At 61.0% G+C, this 15,806-nt stretch carries 13 protein-coding genes and 1 pseudogene; 3 read left to right on the top strand and 11 right to left on the bottom strand.

The annotated features are described in order from the left end of the window. Nucleotides 1-36 precede the first annotated feature (36 nt). The gene (locus WBB85_RS12070) at nt 37-1,191 is read left to right on the top strand and encodes an alpha-D-ribose 1-methylphosphonate 5-triphosphate diphosphatase (protein ID WP_432638858.1); all 1,155 of its coding nucleotides are present in this window, start codon (nt 37-39) and stop codon (nt 1,189-1,191) included. Nucleotides 1,192-1,490: 299 nt separating this feature from the next. Beyond that, nucleotides 1,491-2,195 carry a purine-nucleoside phosphorylase gene (deoD, locus tag WBB85_RS12065; RefSeq protein ID WP_432638857.1) on the top strand — a complete coding sequence of 235 codons (705 nt, stop codon included), beginning with the start codon at nt 1,491-1,493 and terminating at the stop codon, nt 2,193-2,195. 122 nt (nt 2,196-2,317) lie between these two features. Here deoD and WBB85_RS12060 read toward each other — a convergent pair whose 3' ends face one another. Then, complete coding sequence (locus WBB85_RS12060; RefSeq protein WP_432638856.1) at nt 2,318-3,190, bottom strand: LysR family transcriptional regulator; 873 nt, start codon at nt 3,188-3,190, stop codon at nt 2,318-2,320. A 96-nt stretch (nt 3,191-3,286) separates the two neighbouring features. Between WBB85_RS12060 and glyA the strand changes: the two genes are divergently transcribed. Next, on the top strand, nt 3,287-4,606 hold the full coding sequence (gene glyA, locus WBB85_RS12055) for a serine hydroxymethyltransferase (protein ID WP_432638855.1): 1,320 nt from the start codon (nt 3,287-3,289) through the stop codon (nt 4,604-4,606). 64 nt (nt 4,607-4,670) lie between these two features. On the opposite strand, the gene WBB85_RS12050 is transcribed toward glyA, so the two are convergent. From WBB85_RS12050 to WBB85_RS12005, 10 genes and pseudogenes are all read right to left on the bottom strand, one after another. Next, nucleotides 4,671-5,459, bottom strand: a complete 789-nt coding sequence (locus WBB85_RS12050) for a hypothetical protein (protein WP_432638853.1) — start codon at nt 5,457-5,459, stop codon at nt 4,671-4,673. A gap of 39 nt (nt 5,460-5,498) precedes the next feature. Continuing rightward, nucleotides 5,499-5,864, bottom strand: coding sequence for a hypothetical protein (locus tag WBB85_RS12045; RefSeq protein ID WP_432638852.1), 366 nt, complete (start codon nt 5,862-5,864; stop codon nt 5,499-5,501). A 112-nt stretch (nt 5,865-5,976) separates the two neighbouring features. Then, complete coding sequence (locus tag WBB85_RS12040; protein ID WP_432638851.1) at nt 5,977-7,077, bottom strand: dynamin family protein; 1,101 nt, start codon at nt 7,075-7,077, stop codon at nt 5,977-5,979. Beyond that, nucleotides 7,074-9,179, bottom strand: a complete 2,106-nt coding sequence (locus WBB85_RS12035; protein ID WP_432638850.1) for a dynamin family protein — start codon at nt 9,177-9,179, stop codon at nt 7,074-7,076. The genes WBB85_RS12040 and WBB85_RS12035 overlap by 4 nt, the downstream gene beginning before the upstream one ends. 222 nt (nt 9,180-9,401) lie before the next feature. After that, the gene (locus WBB85_RS12030) at nt 9,402-10,736 is read right to left on the bottom strand and encodes a hypothetical protein (protein WP_432638849.1); all 1,335 of its coding nucleotides are present in this window, start codon (nt 10,734-10,736) and stop codon (nt 9,402-9,404) included. Between the two features lie 2 nt (nt 10,737-10,738). Beyond that, nucleotides 10,739-11,716, bottom strand: coding sequence for a PP2C family protein-serine/threonine phosphatase (locus WBB85_RS12025; protein ID WP_432638848.1), 978 nt, complete (start codon nt 11,714-11,716; stop codon nt 10,739-10,741). Next, nucleotides 11,700-12,557 (bottom strand): FHA domain-containing protein, encoded by an 858-nt coding sequence (locus WBB85_RS12020; RefSeq protein WP_432638847.1) that lies wholly within the window; start codon nt 12,555-12,557, stop codon nt 11,700-11,702. Before WBB85_RS12020 ends, WBB85_RS12025 begins: the two co-directional genes overlap by 17 nt. 224 nt (nt 12,558-12,781) lie before the next feature. Beyond that, nucleotides 12,782-13,876 carry a LysM peptidoglycan-binding domain-containing protein gene (locus WBB85_RS12015; protein ID WP_432638846.1) on the bottom strand — a complete coding sequence of 365 codons (1,095 nt, stop codon included), beginning with the start codon at nt 13,874-13,876 and terminating at the stop codon, nt 12,782-12,784. Nucleotides 13,877-14,042: 166 nt separating this feature from the next. Beyond that, nucleotides 14,043-15,107, bottom strand: coding sequence for a peptidoglycan-binding protein LysM (locus WBB85_RS12010; protein ID WP_432638845.1), 1,065 nt, complete (start codon nt 15,105-15,107; stop codon nt 14,043-14,045). A 422-nt stretch (nt 15,108-15,529) separates the two neighbouring features. Continuing rightward, nucleotides 15,530-15,806, bottom strand: a pseudogene (locus WBB85_RS12005) (hypothetical protein); the annotation flags it as partial.

Genomic DNA, 15,806 nt, shown 5'->3' with positions numbered 1-15,806 from the left:
CGAAAGAAGCGCTGACCATTCTGCCGGAGTCCGCCCGTGACCGAAACCATCCTCGCCAACGCCAATATCGTTCTGCCGACCGAGGTGATCACCGGATCGCTTGTCATGCGCGGTGGCATGATCGCAGATATCGCGGCGGGAACAGCCGTCCCGCCCGACGCCATCGATTGCGAGGGCGATCTGGTCATGCCCGGACTGGTCGAACTTCATACCGACAATATCGAACGCCACCTGCAACCGCGCCCGGCCGTCGACTGGCCGCATGGCGCCGCCATCCTCGCCCATGACGCCGAGTTGTGTTCGGTCGGCGTCACCACGGTGTTCGACGCGCTTCGCGTTGGTTCGGTCGTGTCGGACGGCAAGACGAATTATGGCGAATATGCTCGCCAGCTGGCCGATGAACTTTTGCAGATGCGCGCGGCGAATGCGCTGCGGATCAGCCATTTCATCCATCTGCGCGCCGAGGTCTGTTCCGAGACCCTGATCGAGGAGCTGGACAAATTCGGCGCGGATGACCGGATCGGCATCGTCAGCCTGATGGATCACACACCGGGCGAACGCCAGTTCCGCGATCTGGCGCAACTGCGCACCTATGTGCGCGGCAAACACGGGCTGACCGAGGATGAATTCCTGGCCCATGTCGAAAGCCAGATCGCGTTACGTGAACGGCTGGGCGCTGATCATGAAAAGGCAGCGGTCGCCGCCGCCCGGCGCTTTGGCGCGACGCTCGCCTCGCATGACGACACCACGGCGGCGCAGGTCGCCCGTTCGGTCGGACATGGCGTGCAGTTCGCCGAATTCCCGACGACGTTTGAAGCCGCCGAGGCCTGCCGCGCGCATGGTATCGCGGTGATGATGGGGGCACCCAACCTCATTCGTGGCGGGTCGCATTCAGGCAATGTCGCAGCACATGTGCTGGCCGACGCCGACCTTCTGGACATCGTTTCCTCAGATTACGTGCCCTCTTCGCTGCTGGGATCGGCACTCTTTCTCGGCGATCTCTGGGGCGATGTGGCGCGCGGCATCCGCACTGTTACGGCCAATCCGGCCTGCGCGGTTGGCCTGACCGACCGGGGGCGGCTCATCCCCGGAGCCCGCGCCGACCTGCTGCGCGTGCGCCGCGCCGCCACATCGGGATCGGGATCGGGATCGGTGCTTGGCGTCTGGGTAAAGGGCGATCGGGTCGGTTGATCTGACCCCAAAGCGCATTCAACCGCGCATCTGTCTTCCAGTCCGTCGCATCAGGCAGGATACAAAAGTCGCGCGCGGCCACATTGCGTAACGTGCCGACTTGCGCGCGCGCCAGACGCCCATACTCCGGCGGCCCGTTCATCTGCCATACGTTTTGCCGACAAAATGCCGACGCTTTGCAGACCCGGGGTTTTCAGAAAAAACATAGTGTTACGAGAATATCCGCGCCAATGCTCTCTGCCCTTTCACCTCTCGACAATCCCCGCCTATACTCCTCCGATCCAACAGACGAGGACGCCATGACCCCCCATATCGGAGCCAAGCCCGGCGAGATTGCCGAAACCGTCCTGATGCCCGGTGATCCACGCCGCGCGAAATGGGCAGCCGAAACCTTTCTGACCGATCCGGTTCTGGTCAATCAGGTCCGTGGCATGTTCGCCTTTACCGGCACCTGGAAGGGCAACCGGGTGACGATTCACGGCTCGGGCATGGGGATGCCGTCACTTTCCATCTACGCAAATGAGCTGATCCGCGAATATGGGGCCAAGACGTTGATTCGTATTGGTTCTGCGGGGGCAATGCTCGATCACGTCAAGGTCCGCGACGTGGTGATCGCGATGACCGCATCGACGCTGTCCACCCCCTCGCGCGGGTTTTTCCGCGAGATGCAATATGCCCCCTGCGCCGATTACGGGCTGCTGGAAAAGGCGGTGGCGGCGGCACGGGCACGGGGCACGCCGGCCCATGTCGGCGGCATCTATTCCTCGGATGTGTTCTATGACGAACGGCCCGATCTGACCGAAATGCTGGAACGCCACGGGGTTCTTTGTGTCGAGATGGAAGCGGCCGAACTTTACACTGTCGCCGCGCGGCATGGCGTTCGGGCGCTGGCGGTTCTGACCATCTCGGACCACCTCAAGACCCATGAAGCCCTGCCCGCCGAGGACCGCGAACGCAGCTTCGGCGACATGGTCGAAATCGCGCTGGAGGCAGCTTTCGGCTGATCACTTTCCTATAAGTAAGGTGGGTTTAAACCCACCTTACACAAGGCCCCGCATTTGCCGATCAGTGTTTCAGATCATTGATTTTTCGTGATTTTCCGCCGCAAGGTGGGTTTAAACCCACCTTACCCGACCGATGCCAGCCACTCGGCCACGCGCGCTGCCGGGCTGTCGGGGCGAAGCGGTCTCGCGGACCAGAGGGTAAGGTCGCGGTCCAGGCGGTGCTCGACATCGAACGGCGCCACCAGCGCACCGCTTGCCAGATGCGCCGCAACCAGCGCGCCATGCCCCATCAGCACGCCGGCACCATTCACCGCTTCTTCAACCGCCAGCGCATAGAGCGAAAAGACCGGCCCGCGCGGGCTGAAAGCTTCAAGACCCGCCGCCCGGGCCCAAAGCCGCCAGTCATCCGCCCAGACACTGTCAGCAAGACAGGGAAGGCCCGCCAGATCTTCGGGACGGGTCAGGCGATCGGCCAGTGCCGGGGCGCAGACGGGAAAGATCACATCGGGGGTCAGCCCCTGCCCCGCCCCTCCCCGGCGGTAGAACAGGTTGAAATCAAAGGGCGCCCGTTTCAGGTCGGGCGGCGTCTCCATCGCGGTGATGGAAATGGTTATTTCCGGCGCGGCGGCACGGATCGCAGGCAGGCGTGGCGACAGCCAGAGCTGGGCGATGGCTGGCAGGGTCGCGATATGGACGGTGCGTGGTGCGGCCTCGGTGCGCAGGCTCTGAACGGCAAGGCCAAGCGCATCAAAGGCTCGCGTGAAAGCGGGCAGAACCCGCGCACCAAGTCCCGTCAGACGCACGCCCTGGGCATGGCGTTCAAAGAGCGGCGCGCCCAGACTGTCCTCCAGCGCCTTGACATGGGCGGTGACCGCCCCCGCCGTGACACCAAGCTCGATAGCAGCGGCAGCAAATCCGCCAAGCCGCGCGGCCGCCTCAAACGCACGCAGGGCATTCAGCGGCAGACCTTTGGGGCGGGGCGGGGCAACGGGCATATCAGCCTCAGATTTTCTACGGCTAAATTTTTACAAATCTGATTTGCGAGGGCAAGTCCAACCTGTTTCCCTGTCGGCAACCGAAGGAGAAACACCATGCCCCACCTTGCCCCCCGCCCCTGGGTGCCCGCCGATTGCGAAGCCCTGATCCAGCAACAGGCCGCCGATACCGCCGCGCCCGGAAACGAGGTCGCGGCCCGGATCGACCGGCTGATCGCGCGCAATCTGGAGATCCATGACCGCGACTGCTTCAACCTCAACCCGGCTACCAATGTCATGAACCCCGCCGCCGAGGCGGTTCTGGCGCGCGGTCTCGGCACCCGTCCGTCGCTCGGCTATCCGGGCGACAAGTATGAGATGGGGCTGGAGGCAATCGAGGAGATCGAGGTCATCTGCGCCGAACTGGCCGCCGAGGTGTTCAAGGCGCGTTATGCCGAAATCCGCGTGTTTTCGGGCGCCATGGCCAACCTTTACGGCTTCATGGCGATGGCGAAACCCGGCGATACGATCATCGCGCCGCCCGCTGCCATCGGCGGTCATGTCACCCATCACAAGGCGGGTTGCGCGGGGCTTTACGGGCTTGAGATACACCCCGCCCCCACCGATGCCAGTGGCTATACCGTCGATCTCGACGCTTTGCGCGATCTGGCCCTGAAGGTGCGGCCAAAGCTGATCACCATCGGCGGGTCGCTGAACCTTTTCCCGCATCCGGTGCGTGAGGTGCGCGCCATCGCCGATGAGGTCGGGGCGAAAGTGCTGTTCGACGCGGCGCATCAATGTGGCATCATCGCGGGTGGTGCCTGGGCCAATCCACTGGCCGAAGGCGCGCATCTGATGACCTTTTCGACCTATAAAAGCCTTGGCGGACCGGCCGGCGGGCTGGCCGTGACCAATGATGCAGACATCGCCGAGGCACTCGACCACATCGCCTTTCCCGGAATGACCGCGAATTTCGACGCTGGTCGGGTGGCGGCCCTTGCCCTGTCGCTGCTCGACTGGCGCAAGCATGGGGCAGCCTATGCGGCCAGGATGATCTCGGTGGCGCAGGCGGTGGCCCGGGCGCTTGCGGCTGAAGGTCTGCCGGTCTTCGCCGCCGACCGCGGCCACACGGCATCGCATCAGTTCGCGGTTGAGGCGGCCGGGTTCGGCGGCGGACAGGCGGCATCGAAAACGCTGCGCAAAGCGGGGTTTCTGGCCTGTGGCATCGGCCTGCCCATCGCGGAGGTTCCCGGCGACATGAACGGCCTCAGGATCGGCACGCCGGAACTGGTCCGGCGTGGCGTAACCGAAGACCATGCGCCCGAACTCGCCCGTCTGATCGCCGCCGGGTTAAGGGCCAATGATCCAGCCAGCCTGGCAGATGAGGTCGCATCCTACCGGCAAGGGTTCACCGGGTTGCACTATATCCGGGAATGATCCCGACCTATGGCGTTTCGGGTCTACAGTGTCTCAACGAAAACCCAAAACGCTTCAGGCGGGGTCAGAAGGTGAAGATACGCCGCCAGGTGGCGTGAATTTCGGCCGCATCGCTTTGATCATGGGCGAAGATGGCATATTCGCCATCGGCCCAGGCGGCGGTCACCGACCCATCCTCGTCCAGCGCACGGTCGAGGATGATAAGGCGCGGCGTATCAGCTGAATGACCGTTCTTGCCATAGGCATCTCGAAACCGGTCCCACTGAGTGTCCGCGACCACCCGCAGACGGGCCAGAAGGGCTTCATCCTCGGACTGGCCGATCCAGATACCGCCGACCCAGAAGAGGCAGGCAGAATAGTATTCTTCACAGGCATCAATGAAATGTTGCATCGGCTGGGTCTTGTCGGCCAGATCGATGCCCATCAGCTCGGTCATCCGGTCAATCGGAATGCCGATATTGGTATGAACGCCGCTTTCCTCGGAATGCGTGCTTTCAACCAGGATCGGACGTTCGTCCTCGGTCAGGGCAACGATCGCCGCCGCGACGGTTTCGAACGTGTCTTCATCGTCATGCGACAAAGCCGTGCCGATAAGGGGCTGGGCCATCGACAGGTCCGGCGAGGCGGAGACGAGATTCATCAGGCGGCGACCAGCGACGACGAAGGACAGGGTGCTGTCGCCCGCGCGGAAGGTCAGGCGGCGTTTCAGGACCGTGTTGTCGATCTCGTCCAGAACCGCCGTCAGGGGCGGCGGCAGGATGCCGTTCGATATCACCCGACCGCCATCCCGGAAGATCGGCTTTTCACCGCCAAGAACCGCCAATTTTTTTGCAACTGCTCGTTCGTCGATCACGGATGCAACCTTGCTGATGATGTGTGCCTGCGTCGCAGATCAGCCATTTTCGCTGATCCTTTTCAGACAGGCCTGTGCTTCGGGGATGAACGCGGCGAGATCAAGGTCGCCGCCGCCGGTACAAAGGAGCGCATCGTTCGGATGCCCTTCGGCGCGCAGAAAGACGCTGACCGCGTCCTGACTGCTGACGATTGCCGAGGCCGCGACCCCGGCGCCGATTTGCGGTGTATCATCAGCCCCGCCCAGAAGCAGCGCAGCATCCGCGCTGAGCTGGTTCAGACCGTGACGTTCCAATGGCGTATTGCTGTTCGTGACCAGAACCATGCCCGTGGTCAGGTCCGCATAGGCGAGCGTCTTGCACACCGGAAAGCGGTTCTGAAGTGCGTCGAGTTCGTCAGATACCATGCCAGCCACGCCTTGCCCCGATAAGGCATGAATTACCGCAGTTTAGCCCGAGGGGAAAGCCCGCTCTGCCCTTCGCGTCATTGGTGAGGGCGGGTTGCAACGGTTTCGCCCTTCAGTTCGAAACCGCGCCCTCTTCCGGACGCCGGAATTCCGCGCGCAAATGTTCAAGATCGGACGCCCCCCCGCCGTTCTCGGCCGGACGTGACGGCATGCGGTCATGCATGATGGCCCGGGCGTCGGAGGCGCTGGGGCGGGCGGTACGTGCAAATCCGTTCGGCCGGACACGGCGCGGAATGATGCGCCCATCATCCGCTTCTGTGGCGATGTCCTCTGGTGCGTCCTCTGCGGGCTGGTCCTCGGCAATATCTTCGGCCGGTTCGATCTGCAGCGCATGCACATTGGCAGCAGGTGCAACGGAAGCGGGCGGTTCCGCCGGTTCCATGGCCTGTGGCCGCGCCGGAGCGGGTTCAGGCTCAGCCATCGCGATGGGCGCAGGTGCCGGTTCGGGCGCAGGTGCCGGTGCATAGCCGCCTTCGGCAATACGTTCGACAATCCCCGCCAGCGCGGCATAGAAGGCATGCGCACCAGACGTTTCCCACAGCTCGCTACCTTCGTCGGCTGCAAGGGCCTGGGTCAGGGAAATCGGATAGAGCCCGGCAAAGAGCCCCTGGGTTTCCTTGGCCACCCGGGTCCGGACGCGGGCCTTGTCCTTGTCATTGATCAGCTTGTCGAAGCGGGTGATCAGCAACAGGCTGTTCTGGCGGACGTGCTCGGGGATCATACCCCAAACGGCGGCCTCGGACTGGCGCCAGGCCTGGGTCGCATGGGTACACCACAGAACGCCGTCCACCTCGCCCAGCATACGTTCCCAGATATCGGACGACATGTTCGGATCCGAGATGCCGGGAAAGTCGATCAGGTCGCAATGGTCGAGGATTTCCGTCTCGAACTGCAGCTGGATATAGAGCGTTTCCTCAAGCGGCACGTCCTCCAGACTGTCCAGAAAGACGGGATGTTCCTCAGCCGCGGTATCGACGCGGAAGGGTTCATCAGAACCGGCCACCATCCACACCGGCGGCAACCGCGTTGCGGTGACCTTTTCCGGCAAAGCACGTTGGCCGAGAAGCAGGTTCGAAAGCGTGCTCTTGCCTGCGCTGAACTCGCCCATGATGGCGATACGCGGTTTGCGGATCTCGGTTTCGTCGCCTGTCATGCGGCTGCTCCTTCTCGCGGGGTGGCATCGCCCGTGTCTTGTTTCGGCTCATCGCCGCTGCTCAGTTCGTCGTAGATCACATCAAGTATCTCGGCGCGTTCGTTCTGGGACTTGATACCAAAGAGGCTGTTGAGGTCGCCCATGCTGAGATGCGCCTTGTCGGCGATATCCATGAGGATCGAACGCTGTTCTGTCAGGAACTCTGCCAGACTGTCTCTGGCCGATTGCCGGATTTCGGTCGCCTGCCGATCCTTCAGATCGCTGATGATCGGTTTGGTTTCCGCTTCGATCAGGCTGTGGAACCCGCTTGCATAGGCGCGGTAGCCGCGGCGACGTTTCCACCAGCCGTTCCACCAGGACGTTTGCAGATCGAGCGCAATCGTCGCGCCGAGCGATACCGGTGCCGGCACTTCAGGCGGGTTCGGGGCGCGAACACTGAACCCGTCGACACCGACCGACACTGCCTTGCTATAGGCAGCCGTGATTTCCTTTGCGGCAGCACCATAGACGGATTCGCAAGCCACGGTCAGGTTCTTGCGCAGAACCTGATAGCTGGTGCGCAAAAGCATGCGCAGACCGTCCGGACTGTATTGCCAGACTTCGTCCTCACCATTCTGTTCCAGATGCTGCAAAAGCGATTCCAGCGCCCGGTCAAGGAACCGGGCATGGGATTGGTCAACCCGCCCGGAAAAGGACGAAAACACCTTGTCCAGTTCATGATCCAGACGCTGCATTGCCGCCGCCTCGATCTTGCCGAGAAGGTCGGAAAGTGCCGACGCTTCCATCATCTGAATCGAATTGCCATCGATGCGCATCGACGCCACCGTGCAGGCGGCGCGCAGGCCCGAGACATGGTTGCAGGCCCGCTGCCTGATTCCGGTCATAAGGCGGGCACCCGGCCCTTCGGCAATCCGTCCCCCGAGCGTATCGAAAAGATGCGGCACGCCGGACAGCTGCCAGATCAGCTCACGCGATGTCAGGTCAGCGTCGTCTTCGCCCAGAACTGCCTTGGCACATTTCCGAAGCGCCTCGGCACTGTCTTCGACGATACTGTCCACGCTGTCCGACAAAGCGGCATTCGCCCAATAGGCGCTGCCGAAAACAATCTTGGGGTCTTTCGGTCCGTTCCACTTTGCCAGTGTCGCGATGATGCTGTCACGGATATCCGAAAGCTGGGTGCTTGGATCGGACAATTCGTCTATCCGGTTCACAAAGATCACCACGCCGTCGGATTTCATGTTCGAGATCAGACGGATCAGCCCCATATCGACCGAGCTGAGCGCCTGTGAGGCCGACAGGACAACGACGCAAAGACGGCTGTCGCGCAGCGACTTGATCGTGATCTGCTCGCGCATCATGAACGTATCGTTCACGCCCGGCGTATCGCGGATGCACAGGGCCGTAGGAAGCGCAGGCGCTTTCAGATAGAGGTCCGCCGATTTGGTGATGTCAGCGAAACGGCCCTGCTGTTCGTCAGGTGAGATATCGTCAAAATCGTCGCCAAGGCAGACATAACGCTGCATCAGCTCGTCATCGAGATGCCGGTAGTCATGCCGCTGGCCAAGAAGCAGTTCGAACCGCCTCCCCAGCCGGGTGCGCGTCTTTTCCCGCATCGCGGTGACCTGTTCGTGCACCTTCTGCAGCTCTTCATCCGCCCCGGCCCGCATCGACAATTCACCGATCCGGCCACCGTTCGAAACGAGGTGATCCCATTCATTGGCATTGAAGAACTGGAACGACGCAACCGCCGCATCCTCTTCCTGCGGCACGTTGAGATGCAGCGAGGTCACGACCGAGGTCCAGGGGTTCACATCGGCCGGAAGCAATCCCGGCCGCCCGACCATCGCGTTTACGAGCGAGGTTTTCCCGGATTTGATCTGCCCGACCATGGTAATGGCGGGCTCAAATTCCTGAAGTTCACGGATAAGCTTGGAGACCAGCTTGTCCGACCCGGTCGGGCTGAGTGCCTCGACATCGAGAAGCGTATCGGTCAGCTCGCCGATCTCCCCCCGCAGGCCAAAGAACCTGTCCTGACCGATCTTCATGAAACCAAGGGCGGCGCCGTCATCACCGTCGCGAAGGGTCTTTGCTTCATCGCTCATCTTGGATCACTTCGTCCTTTGGTCGGGTCAAACATCGTCAACTCACACCGCCATTATCCTCTGGAAATCCCACCCATGGTTCCATTTTCAGAACAATCAGGATTGAGAGGCGAAATTGGGGCGGCGGTTTGAATTAACTTTGACCTCCTGTTCAGTTGTTCTGTTAAAAGCTCTTGTAGGCAACCCATTGATTGTAAACACATAGCACGATTCGCGCCAAGGTTATGCAGCAAGTGCGGCTTCCATCTCTCGTTTCAACTGAATGGCGATGCTGATCGACTCTTTCACGGAATTGGTGTCGTTTTCCATCTGCATCAGCTGCAACAGATCCGCAGCATCGAAAGCCGCGTCGCGCATCCGTTCGATGGTGGCGTCATCGCCGGTTTTTTCCCCAAGGTAGTCCGAAAGCCACTGCACCGATTCCACCGTGTCATCCACAAGCTGAACAGTGTCGAGCGCACCCGATGCCTTCATCGCCTCGGCCGCGTCCCGACCGTGACGGGAAAGACGACGGATCGCCTCTTGATAGGCCGACCGCGCAACGGGGCTGAGCCCGGCCACGCCCGCATCCTGACTGCCGGACGGTTCAGGCGTCGCTTCAACCTCAGACAGCTCGGCGGCCTCTTCCAAATCGGAGGCCTCGGCAGGTGCCGCCTCCACCTCGATCTCGGGCAGAGCCTCGGGCTCGGGCATCGGATTCACTGCGGCATCCACCTTGGGTGCTTCGTCGGTCACGGCGGCACCGTCCCCGAACTGCTGCAACAGGATATCGGCCTGATCCCTTGCGGCCTGATGGCCCAGATCCACTTCGCGCAGGATCGCGGCGATCAGCGCCCGGCCGCCGCTCCGCGTCAGCTGATCCTTGTCAATCGACCCATCCTCACGCCGCGCCGCAATGGCATCGAGGGTCGCGATCGGAAGGACGCGGTTGAACTCCTCGGCGCCGCGTTCCTGCAGGTTCGCCAATGTCGCGTCGAGAACACCCTGAGCGACCAGCTCATCTGCCTTTGTCACGGCAAGAAAACCGTGGTCTTTCATGTCGTCCGTGGCCGTGCCCCAAAGGGCCTGCTCGGCCGAGTTGAATTTCTGGCTGCACCAGATCGCGATATCCGTCCGGCTGGAAGCCCAGTGCAGTGCCCGGCGGACATCCTCGGCGGTCTGGGCGACCACTTCCATCACGCTGATCTTGCCAAGCGCCGGCAAAGGCAGCTCGGCCTTGACAAAGATCGGCGCCTGCGCGGCGATCTCGGCCGTATTGACATGCGGGAAAACGCTGGTGCTGCCATCGGCCATCGTGCACCGTGTATTCGGCTCTTCGCCCCATGTGAACTGGGTTGTCGGAAGCCGGTCGTCCGCCTTCAGGACCTGACTGCCCAGCAGCAGATTCACAAGGCTCGATTTTCCGGACCCCGGAAAGCCAAAGACCGTCACGCGGACGGGCTTGGTCAAACGGGAAATCAGGGCTTCGGCACTTGGCCGCAAGTTGTCCGGGATCCTGCCTTGCGACAGGATCCCGGTAAGTGCTTTTGCGACATCAACACGTTGCGTGTCGGACAAGATTACTTCCCTCCGGCGACCAGCCTGAATGGTTCGGGACGTTCCTCTGCCTCGGTGGCAGCATCCGCATCAGTGGCATTTTCTGCGTCACCATAACCGTTCCCGTCGAGAGAGACCACACGCGTCGAACCGGCCGAGGCATCGCCGACAAGATCGATCGGCTTGCGGCGCGTCGCCTGTGTGACCGGCTTGTTGTGGTTGAGCTTGATGACCGCGAAGGACACGTTGTCCTGATCGGGATCGGCAAGTTCATTGATCGCGGCCAGAAGATGTTCTGCGATCTCCGCGCTTTTGCGACGGCGATATTTCTGCAGGATCTTCTCGATCCGGGCCTCGTCGAGATACTGAAGACCGTCGCTCGACACGACGACGATATCGCCGACGTCAAGGGTGAACGGGGTTTTCGGACAATCCGAACGCGACACCCGATCGCCGAGGATCACCGAGGTCAGACAGTTCCGGTCGGGATGGTTTTTCCCGGTTTCCGGATCGATCAGACCCGACTTGACCATCGCATCGATCTGCGGCGCCATCGAGTGATCCTCGTTCAACTGACGCAGCTTGCCACTGCGCAGATGATAGAGCGGCGAATCCCCGATCGACATCCAGTACATCCGGTTCTCGACCATGACGAGCGAGACCAGAGTGGCCCCCATCCCGCGGGTCTTCGGATTGTCGACGACATAGTCGCGGACACAGGCATTTGCATTGGATGCGGCCGAGGTCAGGTAGTTCGGGACTTCCCCCTCATATTCCTGAAAGTTGGCGCTTTCGAATTTCAGCTCACTGAAGACCTCGGTCACAACGATCTTCGAAGCTACGTCTCCGGCGGCATGACCCCCCATGCCGTCCGCCAGAACCACGACGCCGATATCCGTTCCCGCCGGGAAGTCGGTGACAATCGCATCTTCTTGATAGTCCCGACCGCCCTGGCAGATTGCAGAGGCGACGTCAAAACGCGGTTCAGGCGATCTCCACATTATCCGCCTCCTCGCTGTCCTCACCATCCCAGTTGAAGTCCGCGTCACACAGGGCGACGAAGCGCAAAGTGGTTTCCCCAAGGCGGATCAGATCGCCGTTGCTGAGAACCTCGTTGCTGATGACCGGCTTGCTGTTCAGCCGGACAATGTTGCTCTTGCCGCCATGGCCAAGGAACACCTGATGGCTTTCCGGGTCATAGACGATCGCAGCATGGTTCGTGCGCGAAATGGCATTGTCGCCGAAATCGAGCTGAACGGTCTGATCGTCACCGCGGCCAATCTGGGTCATGCCGGATTGCAACGTGAACGATTCGCCACGGCCCGGCCCTTTCACGACCACGACCCAGCCAACCGGATACTTGCTGCCCCGCGACGAGGACTGAACCGGATTGTTGAACAGGTCAACAACCTGACCGTCGGACTTGTCGAAGCCCAAAAGGCGTGTCTTGGTCCGACGCTTGCGGGCCGGCGCATCACCAACGCGCGGCGACACGTCAAGCTGGCTCGGCGCGGAGGGCGCGGGCCGCTCTGTGCGGGCGGGCTCGGCAGCAGCAACCGGGGCTGCAGGCGCCGGTGTCGGCGGGGCAGATTCGCCGTCCAGATCCCAGATATTCAAGGGTGCTTCTGTCTTCCCGGCAGCCGGCGCTTCCGGCGCTGGCGCGGATGCCAGTTCGGCCCCTGCGTCAAAATCATCGTCACTCAACCGGACCGTCTTGGTCCGCAGCGCATCTACCGCGTCAGACAGCGGCGGCACATTAAGATCGGATACATCAATTCCACGTTCCTGCGACGGTTCCCCGTCATGACCTGATCGGCCAAGCAGCTTCCCAAATATTCCCATTGTTCTCGCCTTTCAATGCGACGTCAGAGCGGAGGTCAGGCAGCTCCGACTTCACTCCTCCGTAACCTTGTGATCATTTCAATAGGGCCAAAAAATGACATGACTTTGTTGTTTCCAAAGCGTGATCGAACGCGGTTGTTACTCAAAGATATTGTCATGGGCCGACAAATGAAAAACCGCGCCCCCGATGGCAAGGGCGCGGCCTGTTCTCAAGCGGATCAGAATTACTGCTTGGTTTTGTTGAACTCAGCAAGGCTGTCAGCGATGACCGCGTACCATTCGCCGCTTTCACGCATCTCGTTCAGACCCTTGTTGAGCATCGCGATATAGACACGTCCGCGCGGGTTGGTCTTGTGCGTGATAAAGTGCAGCGATTCCAGCTTTGACAGGTTCGGGTTCGGCCGGACCACGCCAACGGCTTCTGCAACCTCGTTGACAGAAGCACCGCCCGTTTCGAGATCGAGCGAGGTCATGTCAGCCGTGCCGTTCAGAACCGCTTCAACGCAATCACGCGCTGTTGCCGGGTGGAGGTAGGTCACCACCGGTTCGACCAGACCTTCACTGGTCAGATCGAGGATCGACCAGCTCTCAGGCCGACAGATCGTCGCCCCTGCATAGTCTGAGAACGACTGTACATTGGCGTATTCGCTGTCCGAGCGCGACCAGTAGGCAGACACAGTTTCATAGATCGGCAACGACGCATCAAGCGTTGTGCAGCGCAGCCTGGAGTTGTCATCAAGCTGGTCCGGATTTGAACAATCCGCCGGGATAACCCAGGCGATCGATACGTCGAATGCGCCGAGCGGCAGCAACGTTTCGAAATGCGATGCCCAGTCATCAACAAAGCTCAGATTGAATTCGCGGTCGTTGCCGCCGCGGTTCAGCGCCGTCGTTGCCAGTCGGACGAGCATGCCGCCGCCCTTCAGATCCTCACCGGTGAAGGGTGCCCAGCCATTGCCCGAAACCAGTTTGATCGGCGGTTCGTAGATGTTGGACTTTGCGCGCGCCGCCTGCTTTTCTTCTTCCTTCTCGATAATGTCGGTCACCTTGGTGTCAGTGGAAAGGTTACCGTCTTCACAGGGAAGCTGAAGAACCGTGCCCGGATCGAGGCTGTTGGGGTTTTCGATCGCGTTCCGGTTGGCGTTGAAGATCATCTGGTAGTCGAATGACCCATAGGCCGCCTGGGCGATAGAGCCAAGGCTGTCGCCGTCCTTCACCGTGTAGGAAGAACAGGCTTCCTGTGCAGCGGCCAGCCCGGGCAACATCGCCATTGCGGCACCGGCCAGCAACAGCGTCTTGGTTTTTGCGTATGTCATCATGATCGTCGTCCTTTGTTGAGCAGTCATCTCGTCGTCGGAACCCTCTTTTGTCGGAAAGTTCAGTGGGGGCAGATGCAACTCGTTGATGATTGATATTTTCGGCGGGGCAGCGACGCGACCGTCACGTCGCTGCAGGCTACTGTCGTGACGTCTGAAAACCTCAGGGTCAGTTGACCTTTTCCGCCATCTGACGCTGAAGCGCGGTCGAAACGATATCGTACCATTCACCCGAGCTGACCATTTCACGCAGACCGGCGTTCAGAAGGTCAAGCGTCTCCTGGCCTCTGGGGTGATTTTTGTGAACAAGAACATAGAGTTCCTTGACCGCGCCAAGGTTCTGGTTCTCGACCACCTGATCCGTCAGACCCAGGGTGGAAATCGTGTCTGCCGCCACCATGGAGTCAATCGAAATGACGTCAACAGACCCGGCCATGAGGCCATCGAAGCAGTCCCGAACCTGGTCCGGGCGGTACATCTTGACCATCGGCTCGGAAAGACCCGCCGCATCAAGATGCGCTGTCGAGTAGCCTTCAGGCCGGCAGATGCGGGTGCCAAGCAACTCTTCATACTTCAGCGCGCTGTCGAAACCGGTCCCCTTGCGGGCAAAGAAACCGTCGACAACTTCGTAGAAGGGATCAGAGAACAGGTAGTTTTCGCACCGGCTCTTGTCGTGCTCGGACAATGAGTCCGGCTGATCGCATTCGGGCTTGGACCACGGGAACGAGCCATTGAACGCCAGAACCGGAAGCAAGAGGTCAAGATGGGAATCCCAGTCGTTGACGAATTTGACCTCTACCTTGTTTTCGGCATCGGCGCGGAAGGCGGCCGTTTCGACAAGCTGGGTGAACACACCACGCCCCGGCAGACCTTCATCCGTAAACGGCGGGAAATCGTTGCCGGTGATCAGGACGATCGGCCCTTCATCGGATGCGGCGGCCTCTTTGGCGGCTTCGGTCGCTTCCGGCACGACCGCCGGTGCGGCCTCTGCGACGGTACCGTCGGCACAGGGCAGACGCAGCAGCGACCCGACTTCGATCAGGTTCGGGTTCGAGCCGATCCGGTCGGTATTCGCCTCATAGATCATCCGGTAGTTGCCGTTGCCGTAGGCTTGCTGCGCGATCTTGAGAAGCGTATCACCGGGGGCGACACGATAGGATTTGCAAGCCTCTTGTGCCATGGCAGCACCGACGCCGAGGGTAAGCACGATTGCCGACGTGCCTAACAGTTTCACACATTGCCGCATTCGGTTCTTCCTTTCATTCCTATTTTGGGGAGAACGGTTCGCGGACATGCATCAGCCTGTCCGGCCGTGGGCTCCTCTCCCCGGCAGGTTGGTTTGGGTCTTCGTATTCGGTTAGATTGTCTCTTGTGTTCGCTCTGTTCTTCGCTCGACCTGCGTTCGCGCCAGAGTAACTTGATAATCCACACCAGGTCCGGCGTCCGGCCGGTCAGAGAAGCCGGGTCATGTCCGGCTTCGGTTTCTGTTTCGCGAACATCGCCCGGAAGGGGCACATTGCGGTTCTTCCTCCTGAGCCGCACCGCCTTTCCGGCCTATGTATCTGTTTCCTCTCACTCTTGCGCAGGATCTTGGTCCGCACAAAGCCCTTCATTGATTGCGGCGGGCCGGATCACCGGCGCCGCCGCGCGATACGATTACGGCTGCCGCGCCAGAGCGACTTCGACCGTCATTTCATTCCCGTCCCGGATCAGGGTAAACGCTGCCGTTTCGCCCCCATTTCCAGTCAGACCCGCCATTGCCGTCTCGATGGCGTCAGCATCGGTGAATTCCGCGCCGGTATTGGTTTCACTCAGCAGAATATCACCGGTTTTCAGGCCATCTTCGGATCCGTTCGCGCCCTCGGCGACCTTCGTGACCCATTTGCCGTCAACCATACCCGCCTCAAGCAGGGTGCCATCGGCAAGGCCCAAC

This window comes from Albidovulum sp. (genome assembly GCF_049646345.1).
GTDB lineage: Bacteria > Pseudomonadota > Alphaproteobacteria > Rhodobacterales > Rhodobacteraceae > Albidovulum.
Note: the sequence above shows the minus strand (reverse complement) of the source record. Positions and strands in the feature narration are given on the sequence as shown.

Bases quoted from the DNA above. Each gene is read 5' to 3' on its own strand.
- WBB85_RS12020 (WP_432638847.1), bottom strand. From the start codon at position 12,557: ATGGGAATATTTGGGAAGCTGCTTGGCCGATCAGGTCATGACGGGGAA.
- glyA (WP_432638855.1), top strand. From the start codon at position 3,287: ATGCCCCACCTTGCCCCCCGCCCCTGGGTGCCCGCCGATTGCGAAGCC.
- WBB85_RS12045 (WP_432638852.1), bottom strand. From the start codon at position 5,864: ATGGTATCTGACGAACTCGACGCACTTCAGAACCGCTTTCCGGTGTGC.
- WBB85_RS12035 (WP_432638850.1), bottom strand. From the start codon at position 9,179: ATGAGCGATGAAGCAAAGACCCTTCGCGACGGTGATGACGGCGCCGCC.
- WBB85_RS12040 (WP_432638851.1), bottom strand. From the start codon at position 7,077: ATGACAGGCGACGAAACCGAGATCCGCAAACCGCGTATCGCCATCATG.
- WBB85_RS12015 (WP_432638846.1), bottom strand. From the start codon at position 13,876: ATGATGACATACGCAAAAACCAAGACGCTGTTGCTGGCCGGTGCCGCA.
- WBB85_RS12025 (WP_432638848.1), bottom strand. From the start codon at position 11,716: ATGTGGAGATCGCCTGAACCGCGTTTTGACGTCGCCTCTGCAATCTGC.
- deoD (WP_432638857.1), top strand. From the start codon at position 1,491: ATGACCCCCCATATCGGAGCCAAGCCCGGCGAGATTGCCGAAACCGTC.
- WBB85_RS12060 (WP_432638856.1), bottom strand. From the start codon at position 3,190: ATGCCCGTTGCCCCGCCCCGCCCCAAAGGTCTGCCGCTGAATGCCCTG.